The sequence below is a fragment of the Pseudophaeobacter sp. genome (assembly GCF_039971195.1).
Taxonomy (GTDB): domain Bacteria; phylum Pseudomonadota; class Alphaproteobacteria; order Rhodobacterales; family Rhodobacteraceae; genus Pseudophaeobacter.
Window position 1 is genome coordinate 1 of sequence record NZ_JBDWPJ010000034.1, and the last position, 24,867, is coordinate 24,867.

The following is a 24,867-nucleotide window of genomic DNA, read 5'->3' on the forward strand; positions in this document are numbered from 1 at the left end:
ACAACCTCGTTGCTGTCGTTGACAAAGTTGAAGGGAGGATAGGCACCGCTCATGGCGATGCGGATAACGCCGTTTTCCTTGATGGTACCCAGCTCTTCTGCTGCAGCAAAGCTGGCTGTGGTCAGGCTGGCAGTCAAAGCAAAGCCGGCGGCCATTGCAGTTTTGATAAAAGTTCTACGTTGTGTCATGGGTCTCTCCAGTGTCGGTACTATATCTGCTCTTTCAGGGCCTGTCTGGCAGGTGCCTCGGGCCCTCGGCGTTTATGAGGAGAGGCTTGCACAGGCCGCCTCCATTGGACAAACAGATAATGAGAATGATTATTATTGATCTGACCTATGATCGAACTGTGCTGGGGCTGAGTCTCCTTTGCTTCCGCGTGCGACAATCCGCTTGAGCCTGCCAGCCTGCTTCTGCTACCCGGCACAGAGCAAGGCGAAGGAAGGCGGATCCCATGCAAAACACCCCCATTCAGGTGGTCGACCGAGACAGCGGCACCGTGTTTGACGAGGTCATACTTGGCGAAAAGTGGATCCGCTGGGCCTATCAGGACAGCAGCTCCAACCTGATGGAACGCCTATTGTTCCGTTCCAGCCTGATCAGCCGTCTGTTTGGGCTGTGGTACGACAGCCCGCTGTCACGCGGCAAGATCAGATCGGTGATTAATGAGCTGTCCATTGACATGGCAGAAGCCGTCAGACCAGCAGAAGATTACAAGTCTTTCAACGACTTCTTCGCCCGCCATCTAAAACCCGAGGCCCGCCCCTTTGACCCGGACCCCACCCAGATTGTCTCCCCGGCGGATGGTCGGGTGCTGGTCTTCCCCGAACTGGACAAGGATGTCTTTGTTCCGGTCAAGGGCCATCCGATGTCGATAAATGCCATGGTGCCCGGCCTCTCACATCAGTTTCTTGGCGGTGCCTTGGCCATCGTGCGGCTCTGCCCGGCGGATTATCACCGCTACCATTTTCCAGCCTCTGGCCAGATTGAAACCAGCGAAGACATCGCCGGGGCACTGCATTCGGTAAACCCAATCGCATTGGGGGCCGGTCCGGATGTTTTTGGTGAAAACAAGCGCTGTAACACCCTTATTAAAACAAACAACATCGGCAGCTACTGTTTCAGCGAAGTCGGAGCTTTTGGGGTCGGTGCCATCATCAACACCAAGACAGCAGGCACCGTTAGCAAGATGGACGAAAAGGGTTATTTCAAATTTGGCGGCTCCACCGTGGTGGTGGTGTTTGAACCGGGCAAAGTTGCCTTTAGCCCGGATCTGGTCGCCAATAGCGCGCGGGGCCGCGAGACCTTGGTCAAAGTGGGCCAGCCCCTAGCCTCAGCGGTGATTTGACGCAGCGCGTCGTCGCTACCGCTCTGGCGGAATGGAATAGGTCATGGTGGAACGCGCCACCAGTTTATCCGACCCTTCGGAAAACATATGAACATCCCCTACCGCCAGGCTGCGCCCCAGCTTCAGCAACTGTCCACGCGCAATGATATCGCGGCCGGATTCCGGTTTGCGCATAAAATCCAGCGAGCAATTTGTGGTTACTGCCAAGGCTTTGGCCCCCAGGCGTGACAAAACAAGCGCATAGACGGTGACATCCGCCAGGGCAAACATTGATGGCCCAGAGACCGTGCCACCAGGGCGCAGATGGCGCTCTGCCACTTTCAGCCGCATGGTGATGCCGTCCAGCGACAGCGCATCAATGGCAAAGTCATTTGCAACCTGCGGAAAAATCGCCGCCATATAGGTTTCCAGCTCGCCCGCTTCATATGCCAATCCCATGCTTTTCCTCTCCTTCTTTGCGTCCTAGTGTTCACCCAGAACCCAAGAGGAGAGCAAGATGGCAATTCTGGAACGTGACGACAAAGAGGCCGTAGCCCACCTGCGGATGAATGCGCCGGAACGGTTAAACGCCCTCTCCGACGAGATGCTGGCCGCGCTGCAGGCCCAGATTGACAGCCTGATGGACGACCAGAGCATCAAGGCGGTGATCCTCTCTGGAAATGGCAAAGCCTTTTGCGCCGGTCACGACATTCGTCAGATGACCGCCGGACGCGCCGCCGAAGATGGCGGGAAATCCTATTTCGAAGGGCTATTTTCACGCTGCACTTCGGTGATGCTGGGCCTGCAACACCTGCCCCAGCCAGTGATCGCCCAGACCCATGGAATCGCCACCGCCGCCGGCTGCCAGCTGGTGGCCTCCTGTGATCTTGCGATATCCAGCGAGGACTGTCGTTTTGGCGTCAATGGCGTCAATATCGGCCTTTTCTGCTCTACTCCGATGGTGGCCCTGTCACGCACTATCCCGCGCAAACACGCCTTTGAACTGCTCACCACCGGTGACTTTATGTCAGCGCCACGTGCGGCAGAACTTGGCCTGATCAACCGCGCGGTGCCCGCCGACCGGTTGCAGACGGAAACCCGTGCCTTGGCGGAAAAAATCGCCGCTAAGCTCGGCGCTGCCGTCAAAGTGGGCAAAGAGGCCTATTACCAGCAGCTTCAAATGCCCATTGAGGAGGCCTATGCCTATACCAGCGAGGTCATCGTAGAGAACCTTTTGCAGCGAGACACGGTCGAGGGCATGCAGGCCTTTATCGAAAAAAGAAGCCCCGATTGGGAAAAATCCTGAATTTTGTGAAAATTTTAGTCTTTGTTTACCATTCGGGATTTATTGTTTCTATATCGGGCCTTTTAATCGGGGCAAGATAATGGCAAAGATTGGGCACGGGTTACGAACCAGCTTCTAACCCCGACACAATTTGGGCCGCTGCAGCGGAAGGTCCCTCCAACCGGGAATCTCTCTCCCCGGGTGACATTCCCGCGCAGCGGCCCCAAATGCCCCCTCCTCCCCATCAATTTGCCAGAGGCGCCGTTGATTTTGGGAGTTTTCTGCGATCTGGTCGCAGATTTGGAAACATTCCTTTTGCCTCCGGCTCATTGTTTCGCGCCATCCTAGACCAGGGCAAAAACGTCAGCGCGCCAGGTTTCAGAAACGTAGACCTGAACCTGCTGCCTTCTTTGTCCTCATTTGCCCCTTTCCCGCCACATTTGCCGCGCTGCATTGTTGCGTAAACCGCGCCCCTGCCCTATTTGCCCCCCATGACACAAACATTGCATATCGTGGGCGGCGGCATGGCCGGGTCCGAGGCAGCCTGGCAGGCTGCGAATATGGGCGTAAAAGTGGTGATCCACGAGATGCGACCCAAAGTGGAAACCTTTGCCCATCAGACCGGCAATTTGGGCGAGATGGTCTGCTCCAACTCCTTCCGCTCTGACGATGACGAGCAAAACGCCGTTGGCCTCTTGCATTGGGAAATGCGCGCTGCCAATGGCGTCATCATGGCCACGGCCGAGGAACACCGTCTGCCCGCTGGCGGTGCCCTCGCCGTAGACCGCGAGCCCTTTGCCGAGACGGTCACGGCCAAGCTCAAGGCGCATCCAAATATCTCTGTTTCATACGAGGAGATCACCAGTCTGCCTGAGGATGGCCACTGGATCTTTGCCACTGGTCCATTGACGTCCAGTGCTCTGGGCCAGGCCATTCAGCTTGAGACCGGCGCCGAGGCGCTGGCCTTCTTTGATGCCATTGCGCCGATCATCTATGCCGAAAGCATCGATATGTCGAAGGCCTGGATGCAGTCGCGCTATGACAAGGGTGACACCGAGGAAGAGCGCACCGCCTACCTCAACTGCCCCATGACAGAAGCCCAATACGAGGGTTTCATCGACGCGCTATTGGCGGCAGACAAGACAGAATTCCACGAAGGCGAGACCGCCGGCTATTTTGACGGCTGCCTGCCGATCGAGGTTATGGCGGAACGTGGTCGCGAAACGCTGCGCTTTGGCCCGATGAAGCCCGTGGGCCTTACCAATCCGCATCAACCAGATGTCAAAGCCCATGCCGTGGTGCAGCTGCGCCGCGACAATGCACTTGGAACCCTGTTCAACATCGTCGGCTTCCAGACCAAGATGAAATACGGCGCCCAGACCGAGGTCCTGCGGATGATCCCAGGGTTGGAGGAGGCCAGCTTTGCCCGGCTTGGTGGTATTCACCGTAACACTTTCCTCAACTCCCCCACCCTGTTGGACGCTCAGATGCGGTTGAAATCCAAGCCGCATTTGCGTTTTGCAGGCCAGATCACCGGGGTGGAAGGCTATGTGGAAAGCGCCGCCATGGGGCTGCTTGCCGGTCGCATGGCCGCCGCCGAGATCCTCGGGCTGGAGCTGCCGACCGTACCACAGGATAGCGCCATGGGCGCCTTGATCCACCACATCACCGGCGGTGCCGAGGCCAAGACCTTTCAGCCGATGAACGTGAACTTTGGCCTATTCCAACCGGTCGAAGGCCTCAAAGGTGGCCGTCGCGGCCGCAAAGATCGCTACAAGGCCTATACCGATCGCGCCAAGGCAGCCTGGACCAAGTGGCTGGAAACCTTCGCCTGAACCGCTAAAGAGAGGGCAGATCCTGTGACTTTCATTACCCGTTTCGCCCCCTCGCCCACCGGCCCTTTGCACCTGGGCCACGCCTATTCCGCCCTGTTGGCCCATGATATGGCAATGGAGCAGGGAGGCACATTCTTGCTCCGTATTGATGATCTGGATCAGTCCAGGTCGCGCTGTTCCTGGGAAACCCAGATCTATGAGGATCTGCACTGGCTCGGACTCTCCTGGCCAACGCCAGTGCGCAAACAATCCGCCTGTCAGGCAGATTATGATGAAGCCCTGGACGTGCTCTGGCGCAAAGGCTTGCTTTATCAATGCTCTTGCTCGCGCCGTGACATCAAAGAGGCTCAATCCGCGCCACAGGAGGGTGGGCTACAATTTGGGCCGGACGGGTTGATCTACCCGGGCACCTGCCGCCCGCAGACTCGCCCCTCCGGACAACGCCCTAAAAACGTCACGCTCCGCTTGGATGTCGCCAAAGCACTTGCAGGCCACGACCTGCGCCCTCATTTCATCCAGCGCGCCGGAGAACGCCTAGACTTCTCATCCTTCATGGAAACCGGGCCGCACGCGAACACAGCGATAGAACAATATGAATTCACCTCAGAGTTCATTCTCAACCAAATCGGAGATTTTGTGGTCGCGCGCCAGAATATGGGCGCATCCTATCATTTGGCTGTGGTGGTCGACGATCAGGAACAGGGGGTGACACATGTCATCCGCGGCGCGGATCTTTTGGAAGCAACCATCATCCAGCTTCTCATTGGCTGGCTCCTTGACGATGAACTCTACCAATACTGGTCCCAGCCAGTCTACCACCACCACCGCCTGATCCGCGACGATCAGGGCAAACGCCTGGCCAAACGCGATGATGCCCGTGCCATTGCCAAATACCGTACCGAGGGCGCCAGCCCGGCAGACATTCGCCAGCTTGTCGGCCTGGGCTAAGTTCCAGCTCCCATCATCATCTTTCTAAAAATATTCCCGCCGGCGGCAGCGGCGCCCCGGGCGCCGCCCCCTTTTCTGAAAGCCGAAACTCACGCCATCGGCGCCATTAGTTCCTGCTCTTCCCCATCCCGAACAGCCGTGTAAAAACATGTGCGGCGGTTGGTGTGACAGGCGGCTCCAACCTGATGTACCAGCGCCAGGAGGCAATCGCGGTCACAGTCCAGGCGCAGATCAACAAGCGTCTGCACATGGCCCGAGGTCTCTCCCTTGATCCAGAAGGACTGGCGAGAGCGGGACCAATAGGTCACCTTACCTGTCTCCAGCGTCTTGGCAACACTTTCAGCATTCATCCAGGCCATCATCAGCACTTCACCGCTGGCTTCGTCCTGGGCGATACAGGGGATTAATCCGGCGGCATCATACTTCAGGCTATGGGGATCAAAGGACATGGTAAAAACCTTTTGCATCTTGAATTTGCCTGCCTATGTATAGGGGAGAAACCCCAAGGGAAAGCCCGAGACAGCCCATGTCCAGCGAAACTGACCTGATCAAACTCTACTCTGCCCGCATTCTGGCGCTGGCCGCAGATATCCCCCATCTCGACAGGCTGGACAGCCCGGATGCCACCGCCAAAAAACGCGCGCCGCTCTGCGGCTCCACGGTGACCGTTGACCTCACACTTGAGAATGGCCGGATCACCGGCTTTGGCCAGGACGTCAAGGCCTGCGCTCTGGGGCAGGCCTCTGCTTCGGTGGTGGGGCAAAACATCATTGGACGCAACCTAAAGGAAGTTGAGACTGCACGCGATCAACTCAAGGACATGCTGATTTCAGACCAACCCGCCCCAAAGGCACCCTTTTCCGGGCTGGAAGTGCTTATTCCGGCACGAGAATTCAAAAACCGCCACGCTTCGATCCTACTGTGTCTCGAAGCCTGCCTGGAAGCCTTCAAGGCGGCCTCGCAGAAGAACTGCGCTTAACCTCACCTTTATTTTAATCAAATATGCTGCCTCCCGTAAGTGTTATACGGGTTCAAAAGATGCAGCTAAATTCATCCCAATTGGAGCCGTCTCAGGACGGTGAGACGCCGCAGGACGACAATGACGCCATGGCTCAGGCGGTGAACCCGCAATTGAACCAGTTGACCCAGGTCTCCTCCAAGCTCGGCTACGAGATTGTCGACATCGCCGGCTTTCTGGATCTGATGGACCAAAAATCCCAGGGACAGCTCTCGTCTCTGCAGGACCTCACCCGCGAAGCGGAACGAGTCATCTCCTCCAATGATCAGGTGCTCGACACGATTCAAACGGTTTCGGTCACCACCGAAGAAACCCTCCAATCTGTTCAAACTTCCGTGAAATTTGTCCGCGACAATAGTGGGCGCAGTAAGGAGGTTGCCGAATGGGTCAACGATCTGGAAGAGCGCACCGACCAGATTGGTGAGACCGTAGACGCGGTCCGCAAGAACAACGAGATGATCACCAGCATTGCAGCCCAGGTGAACATCCTGGCGATCAATGCCAAGATCGAAGCCAGCCGTGCAGGCGATGCAGGCCGGGGCTTTGCCGTGGTGGCCGAGGCGATTAATGACCTGTCCAAACGCACCCAGACTGCGGCCAAGGAGATTGGCGACAACATCGAGAACCTCTCCAATTGGGTCACGCTGCTGCATGACGAAACCGTTGATGTGTCCCGGTCAGCGGAGAAAATCCTCGGCCAGGCCCGTGATACCGATACCTCGCTGCTCAGCATCGAAGAGAAGGCGACGGATGTGAACACTCAGACCTCGCGCATTCTGAAAGAAGCCGCGCAGGTGAAGGAAGCGGTCAGCAGTTTTGCCCCCAACATCAATCGCATCAGCAAATCCGTGCAAGAGACCACCACCGGCATTCACGACACCCACACCCGGGTTGAAAACCTCATTGTCTCTTCCGAACAGCTGGTTCAGGGCACCGTTGCCTTGGGCGGGCAATCCGATGACAAACGCTTCATCTCTTATGCCAAGCAGGTCAGCAAACAGGTCAGCGCAATTTTCGAAGAGGCTTTGCGCACTGGAAAAATTGCCTCCAGCGCCCTGTTTGACAAAACCTACCGGCCCATTCCCGGCACCAACCCGGAACAGTTCACCACTGGCTTTTTGCCATTGACCGACACCATGCTGCCGCCCATCCTGGAAGCGGCTTTGGAATTTGATCCGCGCGTGGCCTTTTGTGCTGCGGTTGATACCAATGGGTACCTGCCAACCCACAACAAGATGTTCTCGCATCCGCAGAGCTCTGATCCGGATTGGAACATGGGAAATTGCCGCAACAGGCGGATTTTTAACGACCGGGTTGGCCTTAAGGCTGGGCGCAACTCCGAAGCCTTCCTGATGCAGGTCTATCGTCGCGACATGGGCGGTGGCAATTTTGTCATGATGAAAGATCTCTCGGTGCCAATCTTTGTCGAGTCCCGCCATTGGGGCGGCATCCGCATGGGGCTTAAAACGACCGGTTCCTAATCCCCCTCCCCCCATGCCCTGCGGCCTGAAAAAAAAGCCGCCACACATCCGGGCAGATGGTGGCGGCAGGAAATGCGTCTTCATGCGGGGATCAGATGCGGCTTCCGGTTGATAGGCGCAACCGGCAGGATTTGGTACAGGCGGGACTCCTGTTCACATCAAGGATGTGGGCGCATCTGTCATAAAGACAGCAGGCAGTAATTCAGCAGTGTTTCAGGTCCTTACATGGGGATGGGCAGGTTGAGTTTCAAGAAACCCGGAATACAGGAAGCCAGGGTCACAAGAAGCCAGGCAGATGCAGCGCAACAACCAGCATGACAATCAGCGCTGCAGCGCCCAGGGCATCCTGCAGCAGGGTGGATTGAGTATTGCTCAGCGTCGTCTTCAATTGCGTCATCATTGTCTTGCTCTCCGCTACTCTCTGTCAGGGTTCAGGCTTTCGCCGCGCCGCTCTTTGTCGGCCTTGTTGCTTATTTGTTCTCACTTTACGTCAGCTCTGTAAAGAACTTTTTGAGAACATTTGCGAACTTTATTGGAACCTGAACGAGGGTACGCGGAGAAGAACAGGCTAACCGACTGAAATCAAACGAATAGCCTGATCCTGTTTCATTAGCCACAAAAGAACACGCGCGGCACGTCCCCGATCAGAGGCAAGGCCAGGGTCAGTTGTCAGCAGGGCGCGGGCATCGCTTTGCGCGATTGCCATCAGGGGCGCCTGCCGCTCCAGATCTGCAATATGGAATCGCGGCAGGCCTGATTGCGCCGTGCCAATCACATCTCCGGCACCGCGCATCTGCAGATCCGTTTCTGAGATCTTGAAACCATCTTCGCTCTCACGCAGCACCTCAAGACGCCGTCGCCCGCCCTCGGAAAGTGGCGGTTGATACATCAACAGACAAGTAGATTCAGCGCTGCCTCGCCCCACCCGCCCCCGCAGCTGGTGCAATTGCGCCAGTCCAAAGATCTCGGCGCGTTCAATCACCATGATCGTGGCATTGGGAACATTGACCCCCACTTCGATCACCGTCGTCGCCACCAAAACCTTGGTCTCTCCGCTTTGAAAGGCGGCCATGGCTGCATCTTTTTCTGCCGGGGGCATCTGGCCATGCACCAGCCCAACCACGCCTTCGCCCAGGGTAGCGCGCAGATGTTTGAAGCGTTCTTCTGCAGCGATCAGATCCATCACCTCGGATTCGCCCACCAGCGGGCAAACCCAATAGCATTGGCGCCCCTCGTCGATGGCACTACGAAGATGGTTGACCACCTCTTCCATGCGTTCGGTGCTTAGAACGGCGGTTTTTACCGGTTTGCGGCCAGGAGGCTTTTCGTCCAGCACCGAAACATCCATATCGCCGTATTGTGCCAGGGCCAGCGAGCGCGGGATCGGCGTGGCGGTCATCACCAGCACATCGGCCCCCTTGCCCTTTTCGGCCAGCTCCATGCGTTGGCGCACCCCAAACCGGTGTTGTTCATCAACGATGGCCAGATGCAGTTTGTGAAAGGCTACGTCCTGCTGAAACACCGCATGGGTACCAACAAGAATCTGAATATCGTCGGCCGCCAGCGCTGCCAGTTTGGCGCGTCTGTCAGCGCCTTTGTCGCGCCCGGTCAGCAGTTCCAGCACCACGCCTGCCTCTTCGGCCAGGGGGCGCAGACCTTCAAAATGCTGCTGCGCCAAAATGCCAGTTGGCGCCATCATCACGCCCTGGCCCCCGGCCTCAACCGCGACCAGCAAGGCCATAAAGGCAACCAGAGTTTTCCCCGACCCTACATCACCTTGCAGCAATCTGTTCATGCGCCGATCCGAGGCCATATCGGTGGAAATTTCCTCGATCGCGCGAGCCTGGGCATTGGTGGGGCGATAGGGCAAGGCCTTGAGCACCCGCGATTGCAACCGCCCTGTGGCAGTGCTGACAATCCCACGTGTTTTCCGCTCTGCCTGTCGCGCCAGGGCCAGGGTCAGCTGATGGGCAAACAGCTCGTCATAGGCCAGACGGCTGCGCACGGGCGCCTCTGATGACAGCTCTTCCAGCCCTTGCGGATGATGCGCAGCACTCAGCGCCTCTTTCCACGCAGGCCAGCCTTCGCGGCGGGCCTGTTCCGGGTCGATCCATTCTGCCAGATCTGGCAGGCGATCCAGGGCGCTTTGCACCGCTTTGGTCATCGCCTTCTGAGTGACGCCCTGAGTCAGCGGATAGACCGGCTCATACTCTGGGATCTCCTTTGCCTCAGCCAGCGGAAGCATGTGATCGGGGTGGACCATCTGGGCCATGCCATCAAACAGCTCCACCTTGCCAGAGACCAGACGCCGGGACCCTTCGGGGCACTGCGCCTCTAGATACCGGCTACGTCCATGAAAGAATACCAGTTGAAACTCAACCTCTTGATCGGCGACATTGATCCGGTAAGCGCCACCGCGATTACGGGCGGGAACATGGCTGCCCACCTCCACCTCCACGGTGGCAATGGCGGGCAGATCCAAGCCTTGGATACTGTCGCGACGGCGACGGTCCAGGATGGAATGCGGCAGCGAGAACACCAAATCACGTGGGGTTTCCAAGCCGATCTGCGCCATATTTTGAGCAGTCTTTGGCCCCACGCCTTTGAGCGTCTCCGCATCGGCAAACAGCGGGAACAGAATTTCCGGCCGCCCGGTCATGAGGTGGAAATCTCGGCCAGCCAGCCGTCTTCATCGAGGATGCGAATACCCAGATCCTGCGCCTTTTTCTCTTTTGAACCTGCCCCCGGCCCGGCCACCAGAATATCCGTCTTTTTGGACACCGAACCCGAAACCTTAGCGCCCAGCGATTCCGCCCGGGCTTTGGCCTCGTCACGGGTCATCTTCTCCAGCTTACCGGTGAAAACCACTGTCAGCCCCGCAACCGGGCTTGCCTGCGAAGGGGCAGCTGGGGCGGCAATGGTCAAGTGAAACACCAGATCGTCAATAACTGCGCGCTCCTGCGCATTGGCCAGCGCATCCGACAGCGACAGCCCCACAGTGGCGCCAATCCCATCGATGCCAATCAGGTCTTCCCAAGCGTCACGCGCCTCTGGAGGCAATTCAAAAAGCGCAAGCCGCGCCGCGCGTGATTCCTTGATTTTGGCGCGGCGTCCCTCGCTCAGGGCCTGCGCCCGTTCCTCATCCTCTGCCAGATCCGCAGCGCGATGCGCCAGGGCCACTGGCCGCGCCAAATCCAGCGCCTTGGCCAAGGCTTCCCAGGAGCCAAAGTGCAGTGCAAGATCCTTAGCCGCGACCTCGCCCACGTGGCGAATGCCAAGGGCAAAGATCATCCGTCCCAGGGGAATATTGCGCTTTTCCTCAATCGCGGCAAAGAGATTGGCCGCACTCTGATCACCCCAGCCATGGCGGTTCTTCAGCTTGCCAAAATTGCCCCTATCCCGTTCGGCCAAGCGGTAAATGTCCACCGGGGTGCGAATGGGCAGATCCTGATCCTCGTAGAAGGCCTCAATCTGCTTGGCGCCGAGACCCTCAATGTCAAAGGCCTTGCGGGAGACAAAATGTTTCAGTTTTTCAATGGCCTGCGCCGGGCAGATAATGCCGCCGGTACAGCGGCGCACCGCGTCTCCTTCCTCGCGCACGGCCTCAGACCCGCATTCCGGGCAAAGTACCGGGAAGGCAAAGGGCACAGCCTCTTCAGGGCGTTTTGACAGATCCACATCGGCGACCTTTGGGATTACGTCGCCTGCACGGTAGACCTGCACCCAATCGCCAATGCGGATATCCTTACCGCCACGGATCACCTCGCCTTTGGAATCCCGTCCTTTGATGTAGTCCTCATTGTGCAGGGTGGCGTTGGAGACCACAACGCCACCCACAGTGACCGGCGTCAGCCGTGCCACCGGGCTCAGCGCGCCGGTGCGCCCCACCTGAATGTCGATAGCTTCCAGCCGGGTCCAGGCCAGCTCAGCCGGGAATTTGTGGGCAATGGCCCAACGTGGTGTGGTTGAGCGGAAACCAAGCCGCTCCTGCAGGGTCAAATCATCCACCTTGTAGACGACACCGTCGATGTCATAGCCCAGCGTGGCGCGCTGTTCTTCGATCAAACGGTACTGTGCAATCATCTCTGTAACCGAGGCGCAGGTCTTGGTCAGCGGGTTTGTCTGAAATCCCAGCGCGTGCAGGCGCTCGATCGCTTCGGCTTGCGTTTTCCCCAAGGGTGCAGAAAGATCCCCCCAGCTATAAGCAAAGAAACGCAAAGGCCGGGCGCGGGTGATTTCGGCATCCAACTGCCTGAGCGAGCCGGCAGCCGCATTGCGCGGATTGGCAAAGATCTTGCCCCCGCGTTCAGCGTGACGGGCATTTAAGGCGGCAAAATCTGCGTGGCTCATATAGACTTCGCCCCGCACCTCTAGCACTTCGGGCGCACTGCTGAGGTGTTGCGGAATATCGGCGATGGTGCGGGCATTGGCCGTAACATTCTCGCCGGTCTCGCCATCCCCACGGGTGGCGGCCTGCACCAGGGCGCCATTCTCATAGCGCAGCGACAGCGACAGCCCGTCGATCTTTGGCTCCGCCGTAAAGGCGATCACCTGCGTCTTGTCCTGCCCCAGATATGTGGCAATGCTGCGGGTGAAATCGGTAACATCCGAATTCTCAAAAGCATTCCCAAGGGAGAGCATCCGCACCACGTGCTGGATCTTGCCAAAACCGGAACTGACCGGCGCGCCGACCCTCTCCAGCTGCGTCGCGGCGTCTTGCAGCTCGGGGAAGGCCTCTGCCAACTGACGATAGCGTCGCCGAGCCAAATCGTAGTCCGCATCGCTCAGAATCGGCGCGTCATCCTGATGGTAAGCCAGATCAGCTGCCGAAATCTGCTCTTGCAACTGTAAAAACGCCGCTCGCGCCTGCTCTGGCGTCAGCTTCGCCGGGTCAGATGTATCAATTTGGTCCACGCGCGGCCCCCCAGGTTATTCTCACTCTTGGTGATAAGATGCCACCGGCTTCAGGTCCAGAGAGGCAGAGGGAAGAAAACGCCGTTAACGGGCTCCAGGTTCAAAACAGCAAAAAACCCGCCGAAGCGGGTTCTTGTGAGCAGGTTCAAAACCGCCTGCATTAACCTTGATTTCACTATCCAAACATTCACCGAGAAGCAGCAAACCCAATCAGGGGTTGCCCAGGTTCTCTCCGGGCTGGGAGTGTCGTGATCAGACTCTGTCGTTTCAGGCGCCTACGGCCATCCGCTGACCGCCGGCCATCTGATCATCCTGCGGGTCCCGCAAAACATAGCCCCGGCCCCAGACTGTTTCGATGTAATTGTCGCCACCAGTTGCTGTGCTCAGCTTTTTGCGCAGCTTACAGATGAATACGTCAATGATCTTCAGTTCGGGCTCATCCATGCCGCCATAGAGGTGGTTCAGGAACATTTCTTTGGTCAGGGTCGTGCCCTTACGCAGGCTTAGCAGCTCCAGCATCTGGTATTCTTTGCCAGTGAGATGCACAGTCTTGCTGTCCACTTCCACGGTTTTGGCATCCAGATTAACCGCGATCTTGCCGGTCTTGATGATCGACTGCGAGTGACCTTTGGAGCGACGAATAATCGCGTGGATCCGTGCGACCAGCTCTTCACGGTGGAAAGGTTTGGTCAGGTAGTCATCGGCACCAAAGCCAAAGCCCTTGATTTTATTGTCGGTATCATCAGCGCCCGACAGGATCAGGATGGGCGTTTCGATACGTGCCATGCGCAGCTGACGCAGAACTTCGTGACCGTTCATATCCGGCAGGCCCAGATCAAGAAGGATCAGATCGTAGTCATAGAGCTTTGCAAGATCGATCCCTTCCTCACCAAGATCCGTCGAATAGACGTTCAGGTTTGCATGGGTTAGCATCAGCTCGATGCTTTTTGCTGTTGTTGGATCATCCTCGACCAGAAGAATGCGCATGTTGTAAGTCTCCGCCTGTAACTGTTTCCCTTAGGTTGCGTTAACCCTGATGGAAAAAGGTTAATGGCCCGTTACCATAATCGTTAAATATCAACTTTGACTCAAGTGTTCACTGAAAAAGAGCCTCAGAGTTTACGGTATTCTTTTAGTCGAGTGGTCTTCAAAGCCTCTTCTCCGTGGTCTGCCACGGCTGCAATCCAGCTGCGAAATTCCTCTTCGCTCAGGCCGTACCGTCGCAGGGCTTCGGTCTGTGGGAGCAGCCCATACAGCACGCCGCGCACCACCGCAGCCTTGCGCGACGCAACCCAGCGGCGGGTTGTTTCCGGCGGCAGGTCCGCGCGCGTCATCGTCGAGCCATCTGGCAATGTCACGGCACGAGGCCCCTCAACTTTCTTCAGGAACATGCTCTACCCTTGTTCGCTTTGGTGATTTTCATCGGTCAACAACAGCATTTGTCCAGTCTAATTAAAGAGCGATGAACCTGCCCCCTTGAGAGTCTGTAGGATTTTCATATATTCTGCGACGCTTGCCCCCTTGATCTAAGGATTTGCCTTATGGCGTTGGATATCGACACCCCGCTGAATTCTCTTGGCTTTGCCAAACCGCCCTCTGAAACCCGCGTGGTGGTGGCCATGTCCGGAGGCGTCGACAGTTCTGTTGTTGCCGCTTACTTGGCGGATCAAGGCTATGACGTGATCGGCGTGACCCTGCAGCTCTATGACCATGGGGCAGCCCTTGCCAAAAAAGGCGCCTGCTGTGCCGGCATCGATATCCATGATGCCCGCCGGGTTGCCGAAGAGCGTGGCTTCCCGCATTATGTGCTTGATTATGAGAACATCTTTAAGGATGCGGTGATTGATGAATTTGCCGACAGCTATCTGGCCGGCGCCACACCGGTGCCCTGTATACGCTGCAATGAGCGGGTGAAGTTCAAGGATCTGCTGGAAACCGCCCGCGAGCTGGAGGCCGATTGCATGGCAACCGGTCACTACATCCAGCGTAAAATGGGTGACATGGGGGCCGAATTGCACAGCGCCGAGGATGCGAATCGCGACCAAAGCTACTTTTTGTTCTCCACCACCCCGGAACAGTTGGACTATCTGCGATTCCCTCTGGGCCATCTGCCCTCCAAGGATGCCACCCGCGAGATGGCGGCCCAATACGGTCTGGCCGTGGCTGACAAACCCGACAGTCAGGACATTTGTTTTGTCCCGGATGGAAACTATACCTCGGTAATCGAGAAATTGCGTCCAGGTGCGGCAGAGCCGGGAGAGATCGTCCATGCCGACGGGCGAGTGCTTGGCAACCACACTGGGGTGATTCACTATACCATCGGCCAGCGTCGTGGCCTTGGCATTGGCGGGCTGACAGAGCCGCTTTATGTGGTGCGGCTGGATGTGGACAAAAAACAGGTGATTGTCGGTCCCAAAGAGCTGCTGGCCACCCGCACCATTCCCGTGCGTGAAATCAACTGGCTGGGGGATGAACCTTTTGAGAGTCGCAAGGAATGGAATGTTCTGGTCAAGGTGCGCTCGACCCGGCCACCGCGCGAAGCCATCATTCGCCCGCTCAGCGCGACCACTGCCGAGGTTGAACTGCTGACGCCCGAAGAAGGCGTGTCGCCAGGTCAGGCCTGTGTATTCTATGAGGCAGACAGCAGCCGGATCTTTGGCGGCGGCTGGATCTGGCGTGGCTACTAGGCGAGGGCCTAGATGAGAAAAAAGGCTAGAGGCGGTTCAACACCGCCCGGGCCGCCCTGAGTCCCGGCGCCTCGCCGCCCAGCCCCAGACGCTGCATGGTCACCGCCATCGCAGCTTTTTGCAGCTCCGGAGCCTTGGCCAGCGCGTCCAGCTCATGGGCAATCATCTCAGCTTCGCAATCCGGGCCAAGACATTCCGGCACCACACGGGTCTCGCTCACCAGATTGACCAATGTCACCGTGTCGATCAGTGCCATGCGTTTCATGATCTGCCAGGTCAGCCATTGGAACCGATAGGCTATCACCATTGGGGTGGCTGCAGCCGCCAGTTCCAGTGACACAGTGCCAGAGGCCGCCAGGGCCAGATCAGAAGCCGCAAAGGCCGCGCGTTTGATCGCGGCAAAATCCTCTGCCTCATATGCCTTGGGGTCCAAAAACAGGGTATCTTCTGGCCATTCTTCCGCCTGAGCCCGCACAAGATCGGTCACCGGGGCGGCACAGGGTACCACGACGCGATGCTCCGGGTGAAAATGCTGGAAAGCCTGTAGTGCCTCACCAAAGATCGGGCCCAGCCGGGTCACTTCAGAGCGGCGCGAGCCGGGAAGCGCCAGGAGCAAAGGCGCCTGCCCGAGGTCAAACTGCGCGCGAAAACTGTCAATCTCTGCCGCAGTGGCCAAGGGTTCTGACACCACGGGATGGCCGACAAAGTCACAGTCCATCCCAGCTGCTTCCATCAAAGGCGGTTCAAATGGCAAGAGCGCCAGCACTTGATCAATGCTTTTGGCCATCTTGACCGCCCGTTTTGGGCGCCAGGCCCAGACCGAAGGCGCCACATAGTGCACGGTGCGAATATTGCTGCCAGCTTTGACCATGCTGGCCACCCGCAACGAGAAATCCGGGCTGTCGATGGTGATCAGCACATCCGGCTGCTGCGCAATGACTGCCTCTGCGGTCTCGCGAATGCGTCGTTTCAGATGGCGATACTTTGGCAGCACCTCGGCCAGCCCCATGACCGACAATTCCTGCATTGGAAAGCGAGAGGCCAGCCCCTGCGCTTCCATCAGATCACCACCAATACCGTCAAAGGCCACATCCCGGCGCAGCTCCTTCAGTCCAGCCATCAAGGCGCCGCCCAGCCTGTCGCCAGAGGGCTCCCCTGCCAGGATAAAGACCTTCAGGCTCACGAGCCGCGCAGCCAGAGAAACAACCCGAGGCGATCACAGGCAGCAATCACCTTGTCCTGTTCCAGGACAATCACGCCACCAGCTTCAAGAACGATACCAGAGAGGCCTGCTGCCGCCGCCAACTCAACCGTCTGCGGGCCAATGGTCGGCAGGTCGGCCCGGCGGTCCTGCCCCGGTTTAGGAGCCTTGAAGAGGATACCACCCTGACCGTCCGGACGATTGGCCAGGCTTTGCAGCATCCAATTGGTACCAAAGATGTTTTCAACGGCAATGGCTTGCCGGGCACGAATGGCGCAGCACTGGCCAATATCGGCAGCACTCATCGCCGCTACAACTTCGACACCGCGCGTCGCGTCTGCCTTGTCCAGCGCGCCGGGCTGCACCTGGGTCACAACGCCTTCTTCCATCAGAAGATCTGGCGCAACCTCATGGGCCGCGCGCAGAGAAAACCCGGCTTGTTCGATCACCCCCATGACGGCCCGCAGGGCGCCATCGTCGCCAGAGCCAAGGGCGGCCTGAATAACCGGAACCAAAGGCAGGGTCGCCGCATCAATTTGCGAGGGATCAACGGCAGGGCGGCGCACTGCGCCCGCCAGACAGACTTCGGTGACGCCGGCCGATTTAAGCCGCGCCAGAAAACTGCCAAGATGTTCGATCCGAAAGGAAATCTCTGCATCTACGCAGTCAGGTTCGGCCCCCTCCATGGCGCAGATCAGCGGTCGCTTGACCTGACGTTCAGACACTTCTTTGGGCAAGAGCCCGGTTCCTGCAATCACTGCAAGCATGGGATCAGCCTCCGGGTGTCAGGAAGGAACGGTCGGTTTCGCCGGTGATAAAGGCAACGATTTCCTCGACATAAGCGCTCTCGGTCTCTTCGCCCAAACGCCGGGCCCGTTCCTGAAACGTGCCTTCGCCCTGGGCCAGCATCTGAAAGGCCGCCCGCAGGGCGGTAATGTCAGAGCGGGTCACCCCGCGCCGTTTCAGCCCCACAAGGTTGAGCCCGTCCAAGCCCCCCCTTGGGGCCTGCACCAGACCGTAAGGGATGACGTCATTGGTCACCATGGTCACCGCGCCAATGATGGCCCCACGACCAATGCGCACCCATTGATGCACCCCGGACAGCCCGCCAATGATCACGTCATCTTCGAGCACGCAGTGGCCGGCGATGGCCGCAGAATTCACCACAATGACCCGATCGCCCACAATGGCATCATGGGCCACATGGCAGCCCGCCATGAACAGCCCATCGTCGCCAATGCGGGTGACGCCGCCACCACCCTCGGTACCGGCATTAACCGTGACATGTTCCCGAATGCGGTTGCGCTGGCCAATAACTGTCCGGCTTTTTTCGCCCTGGAATTTGAGATCCTGTGGAATCTCACCAATCACCGCAAAAGAAAACACCACGGTTTCATCGCCAATCTCGCAGTCACCTGTGACAACCACGTGAGACTTCAGCTCTACCCGGTCGCCCAGCACCACATCGGGGCCAATATGGCAGAAAGGACCAATCTTGCAGCCCTCGCCTAGGCTAGCCCCCTCTTCGATCACCGCACTGGGATGGATCTGGCTCATCTCACTCAATCCTTTTGGACATCAACCATGGCGGTGAATTCGGCCTCAGCGGCGGTTTCACCTTCAACTGTGGCGATGCCTTTGAACTTGAAGATCTTACCACCGGGTTTGCCGCGCAGGATTTCCACTTTCATCTCCAGCACATCGCCCGGAATGACTTTGCGGCGGAATTTGCATTTGTCGATGTTCATGAAATAGATCAGCAGGTCGCGGTCGATCATATCCAAGGCTACGCCCAGCATGACCCCTGCAGTCTGCGCCATGGCTTCGACAATAGTCACCCCCGGCATGATCGGCGTGCCAGGGAAATGCCCCTGAAAATGCGGCTCGTTCATGGTGACATTTTTGATGCCCCGGGCAGACTGGATGCCGTCGATATCGACCACTTTGTCAACCAAAAGAAACGGGTAGCGATGTGGCAGGATGCGCTGGATCAGATGGATGTCGGCGCTTTGCAGATCAGCGGTCATGGCGGGTATCCTGTCATTGAAAGATTTAAGCTAGCCCTATCAACTGGGCTTCGCTGGGGCAAGCATTGGCGCGGCGATTACTCGTCCGGGCTCTCTGCCTGGGAAAGACCATCGCCAAGCACAGCGTCGATCCGGGCAATGGCCAGATCGGTGATATCCACCGCATCGGCGCTCAGAAACACAGTCGAATGATCCAGAATGGCGCCGGTGCCGGTTTCGCGCATGATCCGTTCCAGAACCGGCAGCGAGGCAACAAAGAATTCACGCCTGGCTTGTTCTCCCAACTGGCTGATGTCGCGGAGTTTGGCATCCTGGGTAGCGCGTGTTTGCTGAACCTTACGATCAAAGGCATCTGCAAGGGTGCGAAAGGCGGCGGCTTCCATCGTGCTGCGCCGTTCGGTCAGCTCTTGTTCCTCGGCCCGCAGATCGGCCTCGATATTGCGGTTTTCAGCAGTAAGAACGGCACCTTCCGCCTCGATCTCCTGCGCGATTCTTTGGCCAAAAAGGCTTTCGGAAAACAAGCGGTCCGGCTGAATAGTCAATAAGCCACTTTGCGGGGGGGCAGATTGCACCTCTTCACCTAACTCAAATCCACCCGCGACCGGATTTTGCTGCGCCTGAACACTCGGAACAGGTGAGGTGATAGCAATAAGCGCCAGCCCGAAGGCCAGCGCTTGCTGCATTTTTGGAGGCAAAAATTTCGCCAGAAAGCTGTCCACCTGATCAGAACCGCGCCTGCAGGGTCAAATCAAAGCTCTGTTCCTGGTCGAAATCCTCTTTTTTGAGGGCTTTGGTGAAGTTGAACCGCAAAGGTCCGAGACCGGTAGTCCACAGCAAAGAAAATCCAATCACATGACGGAAGGACCCATTCGCGCCAACGATGCTAGTGCTGCCTGCCGTGTTGACATCGTTCAACCCCCAAAGGTTGCCAACGTCATAGAATACGCCGCCGCGCAAGCCCAGTTCTTCTGGCAGACCAAGTGGGAACTCTGCATCAAACCTAGCCACAGCAAAAACATTGCCGCCAAGGAAATCATCATAATTGCCACCATCAGCACGGGCAGAACGGTCCCGCGGGCCAATACCACCGGGCTCGAAGCCGCGCATAATGGATGGCGACAGAACAAAGCGATCAATCGATCGGCTGCTGCCATCGCCCATCCAGTTGAAAGTCCCGGCTTCAAAAGTGGCCCGCAGTGTCACTTCTTCATTAAGTATCATCTTTTGGGCGACAAACTTGGTGGTCGCCTTCAGATACTCATTGTCGCCGCCGATACCGGCATAGTCAGCCCCAACTTCAAACAGAAATCCCGCATTGGGGTTCAGGCCCGTGAGACGACTGTCATAGGCATAGGTTAGTCCCAGAATACTGCTGCTGCGCTTGCCAAGAGCAATCTCGTTTTGCACAGTCGGCGCTGCTGCCGGATAGGTACCCCCAGTGTAACTCACATCACTGCGCTGGATCATTTCCGACTGTTCCCAGGAATACCGCAACTGCAGGGAGGAATTCTCGTCAGTTTTAAAGGTCAGTGTTGGAGTCAGGAAGGCCCGCTTGGTGTCGTATTCAGAAAAACTCGAATCCGATTCTGACAGCCCCAAATCAAGGCTGAATCGCAAATCCCGTCCCAACAGATGTGGCTCAACGAACCCAAGGATATACTCGTCAGCCTCGGTTGCGGTTGCGATAGCGAAGGACAAACGCTGACCGCGGCCCAAGAAGTTGTTTTCCGTCAAGCCGATGGAAATACCAAAACCATCATTGACAGAGTAAGACCCACCTAGGCTCAACGACCCTGTTGGTTGTTCTTCGACATCGACATCGACAACAACCAAGCTCGGCGAGCTGCCTTCCCGCACATCCACATCCGAGTTAGAGAAGAATCCAAGAGCGCGAATACGCTCGGCTGTGCTGCGAATTTCCCGGGGATTGAAAGGATCGCCCTCAACCGTGCGGAATTTTTGGCGAATGACCCTATCCAGGGTCGTAGTGTTACCTTCGATATCAATACGCTCAACAAAGACTCGCGGTCCACGTGTCAGCATGAATTCGATATCAAGCGTCAGGTCGCGATCATTGCGCGTGACCCGAGGTTCAACGCGCAAAAAGTCGATACCCTGGCGCAGGGCCAAGGTTTCCAGCCGTTCGATCTCTGCCTCAACTAGCGTTGGGGAATAGATCACCCCAGGCTTCACCTTCATGGCCGCGCGGAACACATCCGCATCTGCCTCAGAAACTTCGCTGGTGACCGAAATCTCGCCAAAGGAGAATTGCTGACCTTCAGAGACATCTACCACCAGGAAAACCGCATCCCGCTCACGCGTGACTTCGGCATTGGCGCTATTGACCTGGAAATCGACATAGCCGCGCGACAGGTAGAAATCGCGCAGGACCTGTTTGTCGAATTCGATACGCTCTTCGATCAGCGTGTCCTTGTTAATGAAAGCGCGTAACAAACCGGCCTGTTTGGTTTCCAGAACACGGCGCAGCCTGCGATCCGAATAAACTTGGTTGCCAATAAAGGAAACACGCTCAACTTCGGTGGTATCGCCTTCGGAGATTTCAAAAACCAGATCTACCCGGTTATCACTGCGGCGAATAATCCGTGGGGTCACCCGCGAGGCCAGCCGCCCTTGGGCACCATAGGCCGCGGCGATGTTCGCTGCATCCTGTTCAGCCTGCGCAGGATTGAATACTCGGCGCGGCGACGATTCGATGATCTCCGACAGATTCTCATCTTTGATCCGGCGGTTGCCTTCAAAGTTGATTTTATTGATGGTCGGAAATTCGGTGACCTTGATGATCAGCGTATTACCACTCGGGACCAGCTCAACGCGCTCAAAAACACCGCTGTCGATGATGCTTTGATAGGCATCATTGAGCGCCCCAGCACTGACCGATTTGCCCCGCTCGATGCCAGTATAGGCCACGATAGTTGAGCTTTGGATGCGCTGGTTGCCTTCAACCTTCACCGAATTGAACCGGTAGCTTTGTGCCTCGGCATATTGGGGTGACAGCCCCAATCCCAAAGTCACAGTCAAGGCGAGTACGGATACGCCCCGATACAAAATATTGGTGCGCTTAACACGCTCACCGCAGGATATGCCTGCGTTCTTGCCCCAAACCATCAGTATTTACCCGAAATTAATAGCAGCTTAACTCCGTGCGTACCGGGTTTGAGGGCGCTTGTCAAAACCAACAAAGAGGCACGCGGGCAGGAACCCGCGTGCCTCTAGAAAATAAAAACTTAAACGGGTGTTGGATTTACAAAGAGACCAACCATGAGCCGAGCGTCAGAGACAGGAAAATAAGCGTGGCTGACAGCGCCCTATCCCAGTTCAGACGCAGCAATAGTGCAAACCCGTTTTCCGGTTCAGCCGGTAGTAGCATATGGCCTTGCATGACTGTTCACTCCCAGGTGCTGAGAGCAAAGAGGAGGAACCATCACAAATGGTTATCCCCCTCCCCGCTCGATAATGCAGATTACCAAAACACTAACGCGAGAATGTGGCACGAGTTTGGCGAAGCAGAAGCTGGCGCCAAACTCACTTTATTAGAGGCTGTGACCCCGCGTGACCCAAATGGCCTTCGGGGGACCGTCGCCGTTCCGACTAGCAGAAAATATCGTTGCCCAAGGCAAAGACCATCAGCGACAGAATCATGGCGATACCGATGCTCATCAGGATCTGCACCGCGCGATCATTGGGCGGGCGCCCAACCACGGCCTCATAGGCGTAGAACACCAGATGGCCGCCATCCAGCGCCGGGATGGGAAACAGGTTGAGCAAGCCCACAGCCGTCGACAAAACCGCAATAAAGCTGATGAAGCTGAGCGCGCCCTGGCTGGCAGTATCGCCAGAGGCTTTGGCAATGCCAATGGGGCCTGAAAGATTACAGGTGCTGATAGCGCCGGTGATCATATGGCCAAGGCCGGAAATCGAAGAGCTTATAACCCCCCAGACCTGACCTGTCCCGGTCGTCAGTGCTTCACCCAGCCCCATAGATTCGGTTGCATAGTCGACCAATTTGCCCCCGGTGATGCCAATCAGCCAGCGGCTGGCAAAACTGCCGTCTCCCTGGGGTAGATCCACACGGCGTGGTGACAGGGACACATCAAAGGACTCGCTGCCTCGTGTTACTTCCAAGGACAGCGGTGCGCCTTCGGTTGCTGCAACATGATCGACCAATTGTTTGAAGGCAAAAACCGGCTCTCCGTTGAGGCGCGAAATGAAATCCCCGCTTTGCAGGCCTGCGTCCGCAGCGGCACTGCGCGGCATTACCGTATCGATATAGGCAGGCGAGAAGTAGGTATCGGTGAGGGTCACCTCAGCGCCATCGCGCCGTACAAGGTATTCCAGAGTTGGAGAGAACGGCAGGGCTGCGTTGAACGCGACCCAGCCAGAGTTATCGCCGAGACCAGGCAGGGGAACCCCAGCAACCTCAATCAACTCATCACCTGGGCGCAGCTGGCTCTCAACGCCAGGAACCGGCACAACGGCCCCAACTGTCAGGGGATCGCGCACCGCACCCATAGAAAGCGCCAGGGCGGTAAAGACAGCAATCGACATAATGAAGTTGAACACAGGCCCCGCCGCCACGGTTGCGGTCCGCGCCCACAGGGGCGCCCCATGCATGGTGCGGCGCAGCTGTACTGGATCCGCTGCTGCGGCCTCGACTACGGCGCTGTCCTTGCCCGAGGCGGCATCGGCGTCGCCCAGGAATTTCACATAGCCCCCAAAGGGAAGCGCAGCGATCTGCCATTTGGTGCCACGCTTGTCATAGCGGCTCCATAGCACCGGCCCGAAGCCAAGTGAGAACACCTCGGCATGGATGCCGGACCAGCGTCCGACAATATAGTGGCCATATTCATGCACGGCCACAATGATGGAAAGGGCCACGACAAAACTGGCGATGGTGTAAACAAAACCGCCAAGCTGCGGGAGAACTGAGAGTAGGTCCAAAACTTTACCCTATATTGTGAGCCGTGACCGCATCGGCAGCCCTGCGCGCCATGTGGTCAATCTGGGTGACGTTATCAAGGGTCATTGCGGAATCAATAAGGCCGCTTTGCGACTCTATCTGATCCAGAACCCGGGCTGTGATCTCGGCCATATCGGTAAACCGGATGCGCCCGGCAATAAAATGATCAAGCGCGCGCTCCTTGGCGGCGTTAAAGACCGCCCCCATCAAGCCGCCGCGCTGCATCACCTGTTGCGCCTGCTCCAGCGCCGGATAGCGGAGCAGATCAGGCTTGCGGAAATTCAACTGGCCGATGGCGGCCAGGTCCAGTCGTTCTACTGGTAGGTCGCGCCGTTCGGGCCAGTGTAGCGCATAGCCAATGGCATGGCGCATATCCGGTGCGCCCAGATGGGCCATCAAACCGCCATCCCGAAACCCCACGAGCGCGTGAACCAGGGATTCAGGATGCACCAAAACTTCGATCTGGCTTGGGTCAACACCAAAATACTCTCGGGTCTCAATCACTTCCAAAGCCTTGTTGAACATCGAAGCACTGTCGATGGTGATCCTTTGCCCCATGTCCCAATTGGGATGTGACGAGGCCTGCGCCAGACTCGCTCCTTTGAGATCCTCAACCGGCCAGTCGCGAAAGGCCCCGCCAGAGGCCGTGATGATGATCCGCTCCACCGCCGAGATCTCTTCGCCGACCAGTGCCTGAAACACCGCAGAATGTTCGCTATCGACCGGCAGCAGCCGCGCATTGTGGGTTTTCGCCGTCTGCAACAACAGCTTGCCAGCGCAGACCAGCGATTCCTTGTTGGCAAGGGCCAGGCAGGCCCCCTGCTCCAGCGCTTTGAGCCCCGGCGCGAGGCCCGCAACGCCAACAATGGATGACATCACCCAATCCGCAGGCCGGGTAGCAGCCTCGATCAGGGCCTTCTGCCCTGCCGCAGCTTCGACAGAACTGCCACCAAGGGCTTGCCGCAGGGCGGGCAATTCATCCTCAAAGGCCGTCACCGCAAGATCAGCCTGCAAGGCAATCGCATCCGTCGCCAATTGCGCGATATTGCGTCCACCGGTCAAGGCCACAACATCATAGGCATCGGGCGCACGGGCGATCAGATCGATCGTGCTTTGACCAATGGAGCCAGTGGCGCCAAGAATAGAGATTTTCCGCATGGTAGTCCCCT

At 57.5% G+C, this 24,867-nt stretch carries 21 protein-coding genes and 2 pseudogenes; 7 read left to right on the plus strand and 16 right to left on the minus strand.

The features are described from left to right. Positions 1 to 188 (minus strand): annotated as a pseudogene (locus tag ABJP42_RS02455) (amino acid ABC transporter substrate-binding protein); the annotation flags it as partial. 263 nt (positions 189 to 451) lie between these two features. Here ABJP42_RS02455 and asd point away from each other — a divergent pair. After that, positions 452 to 1,345 (plus strand): archaetidylserine decarboxylase, encoded by an 894-nt coding sequence (gene asd, locus ABJP42_RS02460; RefSeq protein ID WP_348338310.1) that lies wholly within the window; start codon positions 452 to 454, stop codon positions 1,343 to 1,345. Positions 1,346 to 1,360: 15 nt separating this feature from the next. Here the strand turns inward: asd and ABJP42_RS02465 are convergent, their stop codons facing one another. Next, the gene (locus tag ABJP42_RS02465; protein ID WP_348338311.1) at positions 1,361 to 1,783 is read right to left on the minus strand and encodes a PaaI family thioesterase; all 423 of its coding nucleotides are present in this window, start codon (positions 1,781 to 1,783) and stop codon (positions 1,361 to 1,363) included. A 52-nt stretch (positions 1,784 to 1,835) separates the two neighbouring features. Here ABJP42_RS02465 and ABJP42_RS02470 point away from each other — a divergent pair. From ABJP42_RS02470 to gluQRS, 3 genes and pseudogenes are all read left to right on the plus strand, one after another. Further along, positions 1,836 to 2,630: pseudogene (locus ABJP42_RS02470) on the plus strand (enoyl-CoA hydratase); the annotation flags it as partial. 470 nt (positions 2,631 to 3,100) lie between these two features. Then, positions 3,101 to 4,444, plus strand: a complete 1,344-nt coding sequence (gene trmFO, locus ABJP42_RS02475; protein WP_348338312.1) for a methylenetetrahydrofolate--tRNA-(uracil(54)-C(5))-methyltransferase (FADH(2)-oxidizing) TrmFO — start codon at positions 3,101 to 3,103, stop codon at positions 4,442 to 4,444. Between the two features lie 24 nt (positions 4,445 to 4,468). After that, positions 4,469 to 5,392: a tRNA glutamyl-Q(34) synthetase GluQRS gene (gene gluQRS, locus ABJP42_RS02480; protein WP_348338313.1), complete on the plus strand. Its 924-nt coding sequence runs from the start codon at positions 4,469 to 4,471 to the stop codon at positions 5,390 to 5,392. 89 nt (positions 5,393 to 5,481) lie between these two features. Here the strand turns inward: gluQRS and hisI are convergent, their stop codons facing one another. Further along, positions 5,482 to 5,859 carry a phosphoribosyl-AMP cyclohydrolase gene (gene hisI / locus ABJP42_RS02485; protein ID WP_348338314.1) on the minus strand — a complete coding sequence of 126 codons (378 nt, stop codon included), beginning with the start codon at positions 5,857 to 5,859 and terminating at the stop codon, positions 5,482 to 5,484. 59 nt (positions 5,860 to 5,918) lie between these two features. On the opposite strand from hisI, the gene ABJP42_RS02490 reads away from it, so the two are divergent. After that, positions 5,919 to 6,371, plus strand: a complete 453-nt coding sequence (locus ABJP42_RS02490; RefSeq protein WP_348338315.1) for an iron-sulfur cluster assembly scaffold protein — start codon at positions 5,919 to 5,921, stop codon at positions 6,369 to 6,371. 59 nt (positions 6,372 to 6,430) lie between these two features. Continuing rightward, the gene (locus tag ABJP42_RS02495; RefSeq protein ID WP_348338316.1) at positions 6,431 to 7,891 is read left to right on the plus strand and encodes a methyl-accepting chemotaxis protein; all 1,461 of its coding nucleotides are present in this window, start codon (positions 6,431 to 6,433) and stop codon (positions 7,889 to 7,891) included. 277 nt (positions 7,892 to 8,168) lie between these two features. On the opposite strand, the gene ABJP42_RS02500 is transcribed toward ABJP42_RS02495, so the two are convergent. From ABJP42_RS02500 to sciP, 5 genes are all read right to left on the minus strand, one after another. After that, positions 8,169 to 8,291 (minus strand): hypothetical protein, encoded by a 123-nt coding sequence (locus tag ABJP42_RS02500; RefSeq protein ID WP_348338317.1) that lies wholly within the window; start codon positions 8,289 to 8,291, stop codon positions 8,169 to 8,171. 168 nt (positions 8,292 to 8,459) lie between these two features. Then, entirely contained in the window at positions 8,460 to 10,550 is a 2,091-nt protein-coding gene (recG, locus tag ABJP42_RS02505) for an ATP-dependent DNA helicase RecG (RefSeq protein ID WP_348338318.1), read from the minus strand. After that, positions 10,547 to 12,772 (minus strand): NAD-dependent DNA ligase LigA, encoded by a 2,226-nt coding sequence (gene ligA / locus ABJP42_RS02510; RefSeq protein ID WP_490363177.1) that lies wholly within the window; start codon positions 12,770 to 12,772, stop codon positions 10,547 to 10,549. Before ligA ends, recG begins: the two co-directional genes overlap by 4 nt. 300 nt (positions 12,773 to 13,072) lie before the next feature. Continuing rightward, complete coding sequence (gene ctrA, locus ABJP42_RS02515) at positions 13,073 to 13,792, minus strand: response regulator transcription factor CtrA (RefSeq protein ID WP_348338319.1); 720 nt, start codon at positions 13,790 to 13,792, stop codon at positions 13,073 to 13,075. A 125-nt stretch (positions 13,793 to 13,917) separates the two neighbouring features. Then, a complete protein-coding gene (sciP, locus tag ABJP42_RS02520; protein WP_348338320.1) occupies positions 13,918 to 14,196 on the minus strand; it encodes a CtrA inhibitor SciP in 279 nt (92 codons plus the stop codon). Between the two features lie 150 nt (positions 14,197 to 14,346). On the opposite strand from sciP, the gene mnmA reads away from it, so the two are divergent. Next, the gene (mnmA, locus tag ABJP42_RS02525) at positions 14,347 to 15,492 is read left to right on the plus strand and encodes a tRNA 2-thiouridine(34) synthase MnmA (protein ID WP_348338321.1); all 1,146 of its coding nucleotides are present in this window, start codon (positions 14,347 to 14,349) and stop codon (positions 15,490 to 15,492) included. A 25-nt stretch (positions 15,493 to 15,517) separates the two neighbouring features. Here the strand turns inward: mnmA and lpxB are convergent, their stop codons facing one another. From lpxB to dxr, 8 genes are all read right to left on the minus strand, one after another. After that, positions 15,518 to 16,675: a lipid-A-disaccharide synthase gene (gene lpxB / locus ABJP42_RS02530; RefSeq protein WP_348338322.1), complete on the minus strand. Its 1,158-nt coding sequence runs from the start codon at positions 16,673 to 16,675 to the stop codon at positions 15,518 to 15,520. Beyond that, the gene (locus tag ABJP42_RS02535) at positions 16,672 to 17,460 is read right to left on the minus strand and encodes an LpxI family protein (protein ID WP_348338323.1); all 789 of its coding nucleotides are present in this window, start codon (positions 17,458 to 17,460) and stop codon (positions 16,672 to 16,674) included. Before ABJP42_RS02535 ends, lpxB begins: the two co-directional genes overlap by 4 nt. Positions 17,461 to 17,464: 4 nt before the next feature. Then, on the minus strand, positions 17,465 to 18,250 hold the full coding sequence (gene lpxA, locus ABJP42_RS02540; RefSeq protein WP_348338324.1) for an acyl-ACP--UDP-N-acetylglucosamine O-acyltransferase: 786 nt from the start codon (positions 18,248 to 18,250) through the stop codon (positions 17,465 to 17,467). 5 nt (positions 18,251 to 18,255) lie between these two features. Continuing rightward, positions 18,256 to 18,720, minus strand: coding sequence for a 3-hydroxyacyl-ACP dehydratase FabZ (fabZ, locus tag ABJP42_RS02545; RefSeq protein WP_348338325.1), 465 nt, complete (start codon positions 18,718 to 18,720; stop codon positions 18,256 to 18,258). A 77-nt stretch (positions 18,721 to 18,797) separates the two neighbouring features. Continuing rightward, positions 18,798 to 19,403: an OmpH/Skp family outer membrane protein gene (locus ABJP42_RS02550; protein ID WP_348338326.1), complete on the minus strand. Its 606-nt coding sequence runs from the start codon at positions 19,401 to 19,403 to the stop codon at positions 18,798 to 18,800. A 40-nt stretch (positions 19,404 to 19,443) separates the two neighbouring features. Then, positions 19,444 to 21,846 carry an outer membrane protein assembly factor BamA gene (bamA, locus tag ABJP42_RS02555; RefSeq protein WP_348338327.1) on the minus strand — a complete coding sequence of 801 codons (2,403 nt, stop codon included), beginning with the start codon at positions 21,844 to 21,846 and terminating at the stop codon, positions 19,444 to 19,446. Positions 21,847 to 22,329: 483 nt separating this feature from the next. Then, complete coding sequence (gene rseP, locus ABJP42_RS02560; RefSeq protein ID WP_348338328.1) at positions 22,330 to 23,679, minus strand: RIP metalloprotease RseP; 1,350 nt, start codon at positions 23,677 to 23,679, stop codon at positions 22,330 to 22,332. A 4-nt stretch (positions 23,680 to 23,683) separates the two neighbouring features. Further along, a complete protein-coding gene (gene dxr / locus ABJP42_RS02565; protein ID WP_348338329.1) occupies positions 23,684 to 24,856 on the minus strand; it encodes a 1-deoxy-D-xylulose-5-phosphate reductoisomerase in 1,173 nt (390 codons plus the stop codon). Positions 24,857 to 24,867: the final 11 nt, after the last annotated feature.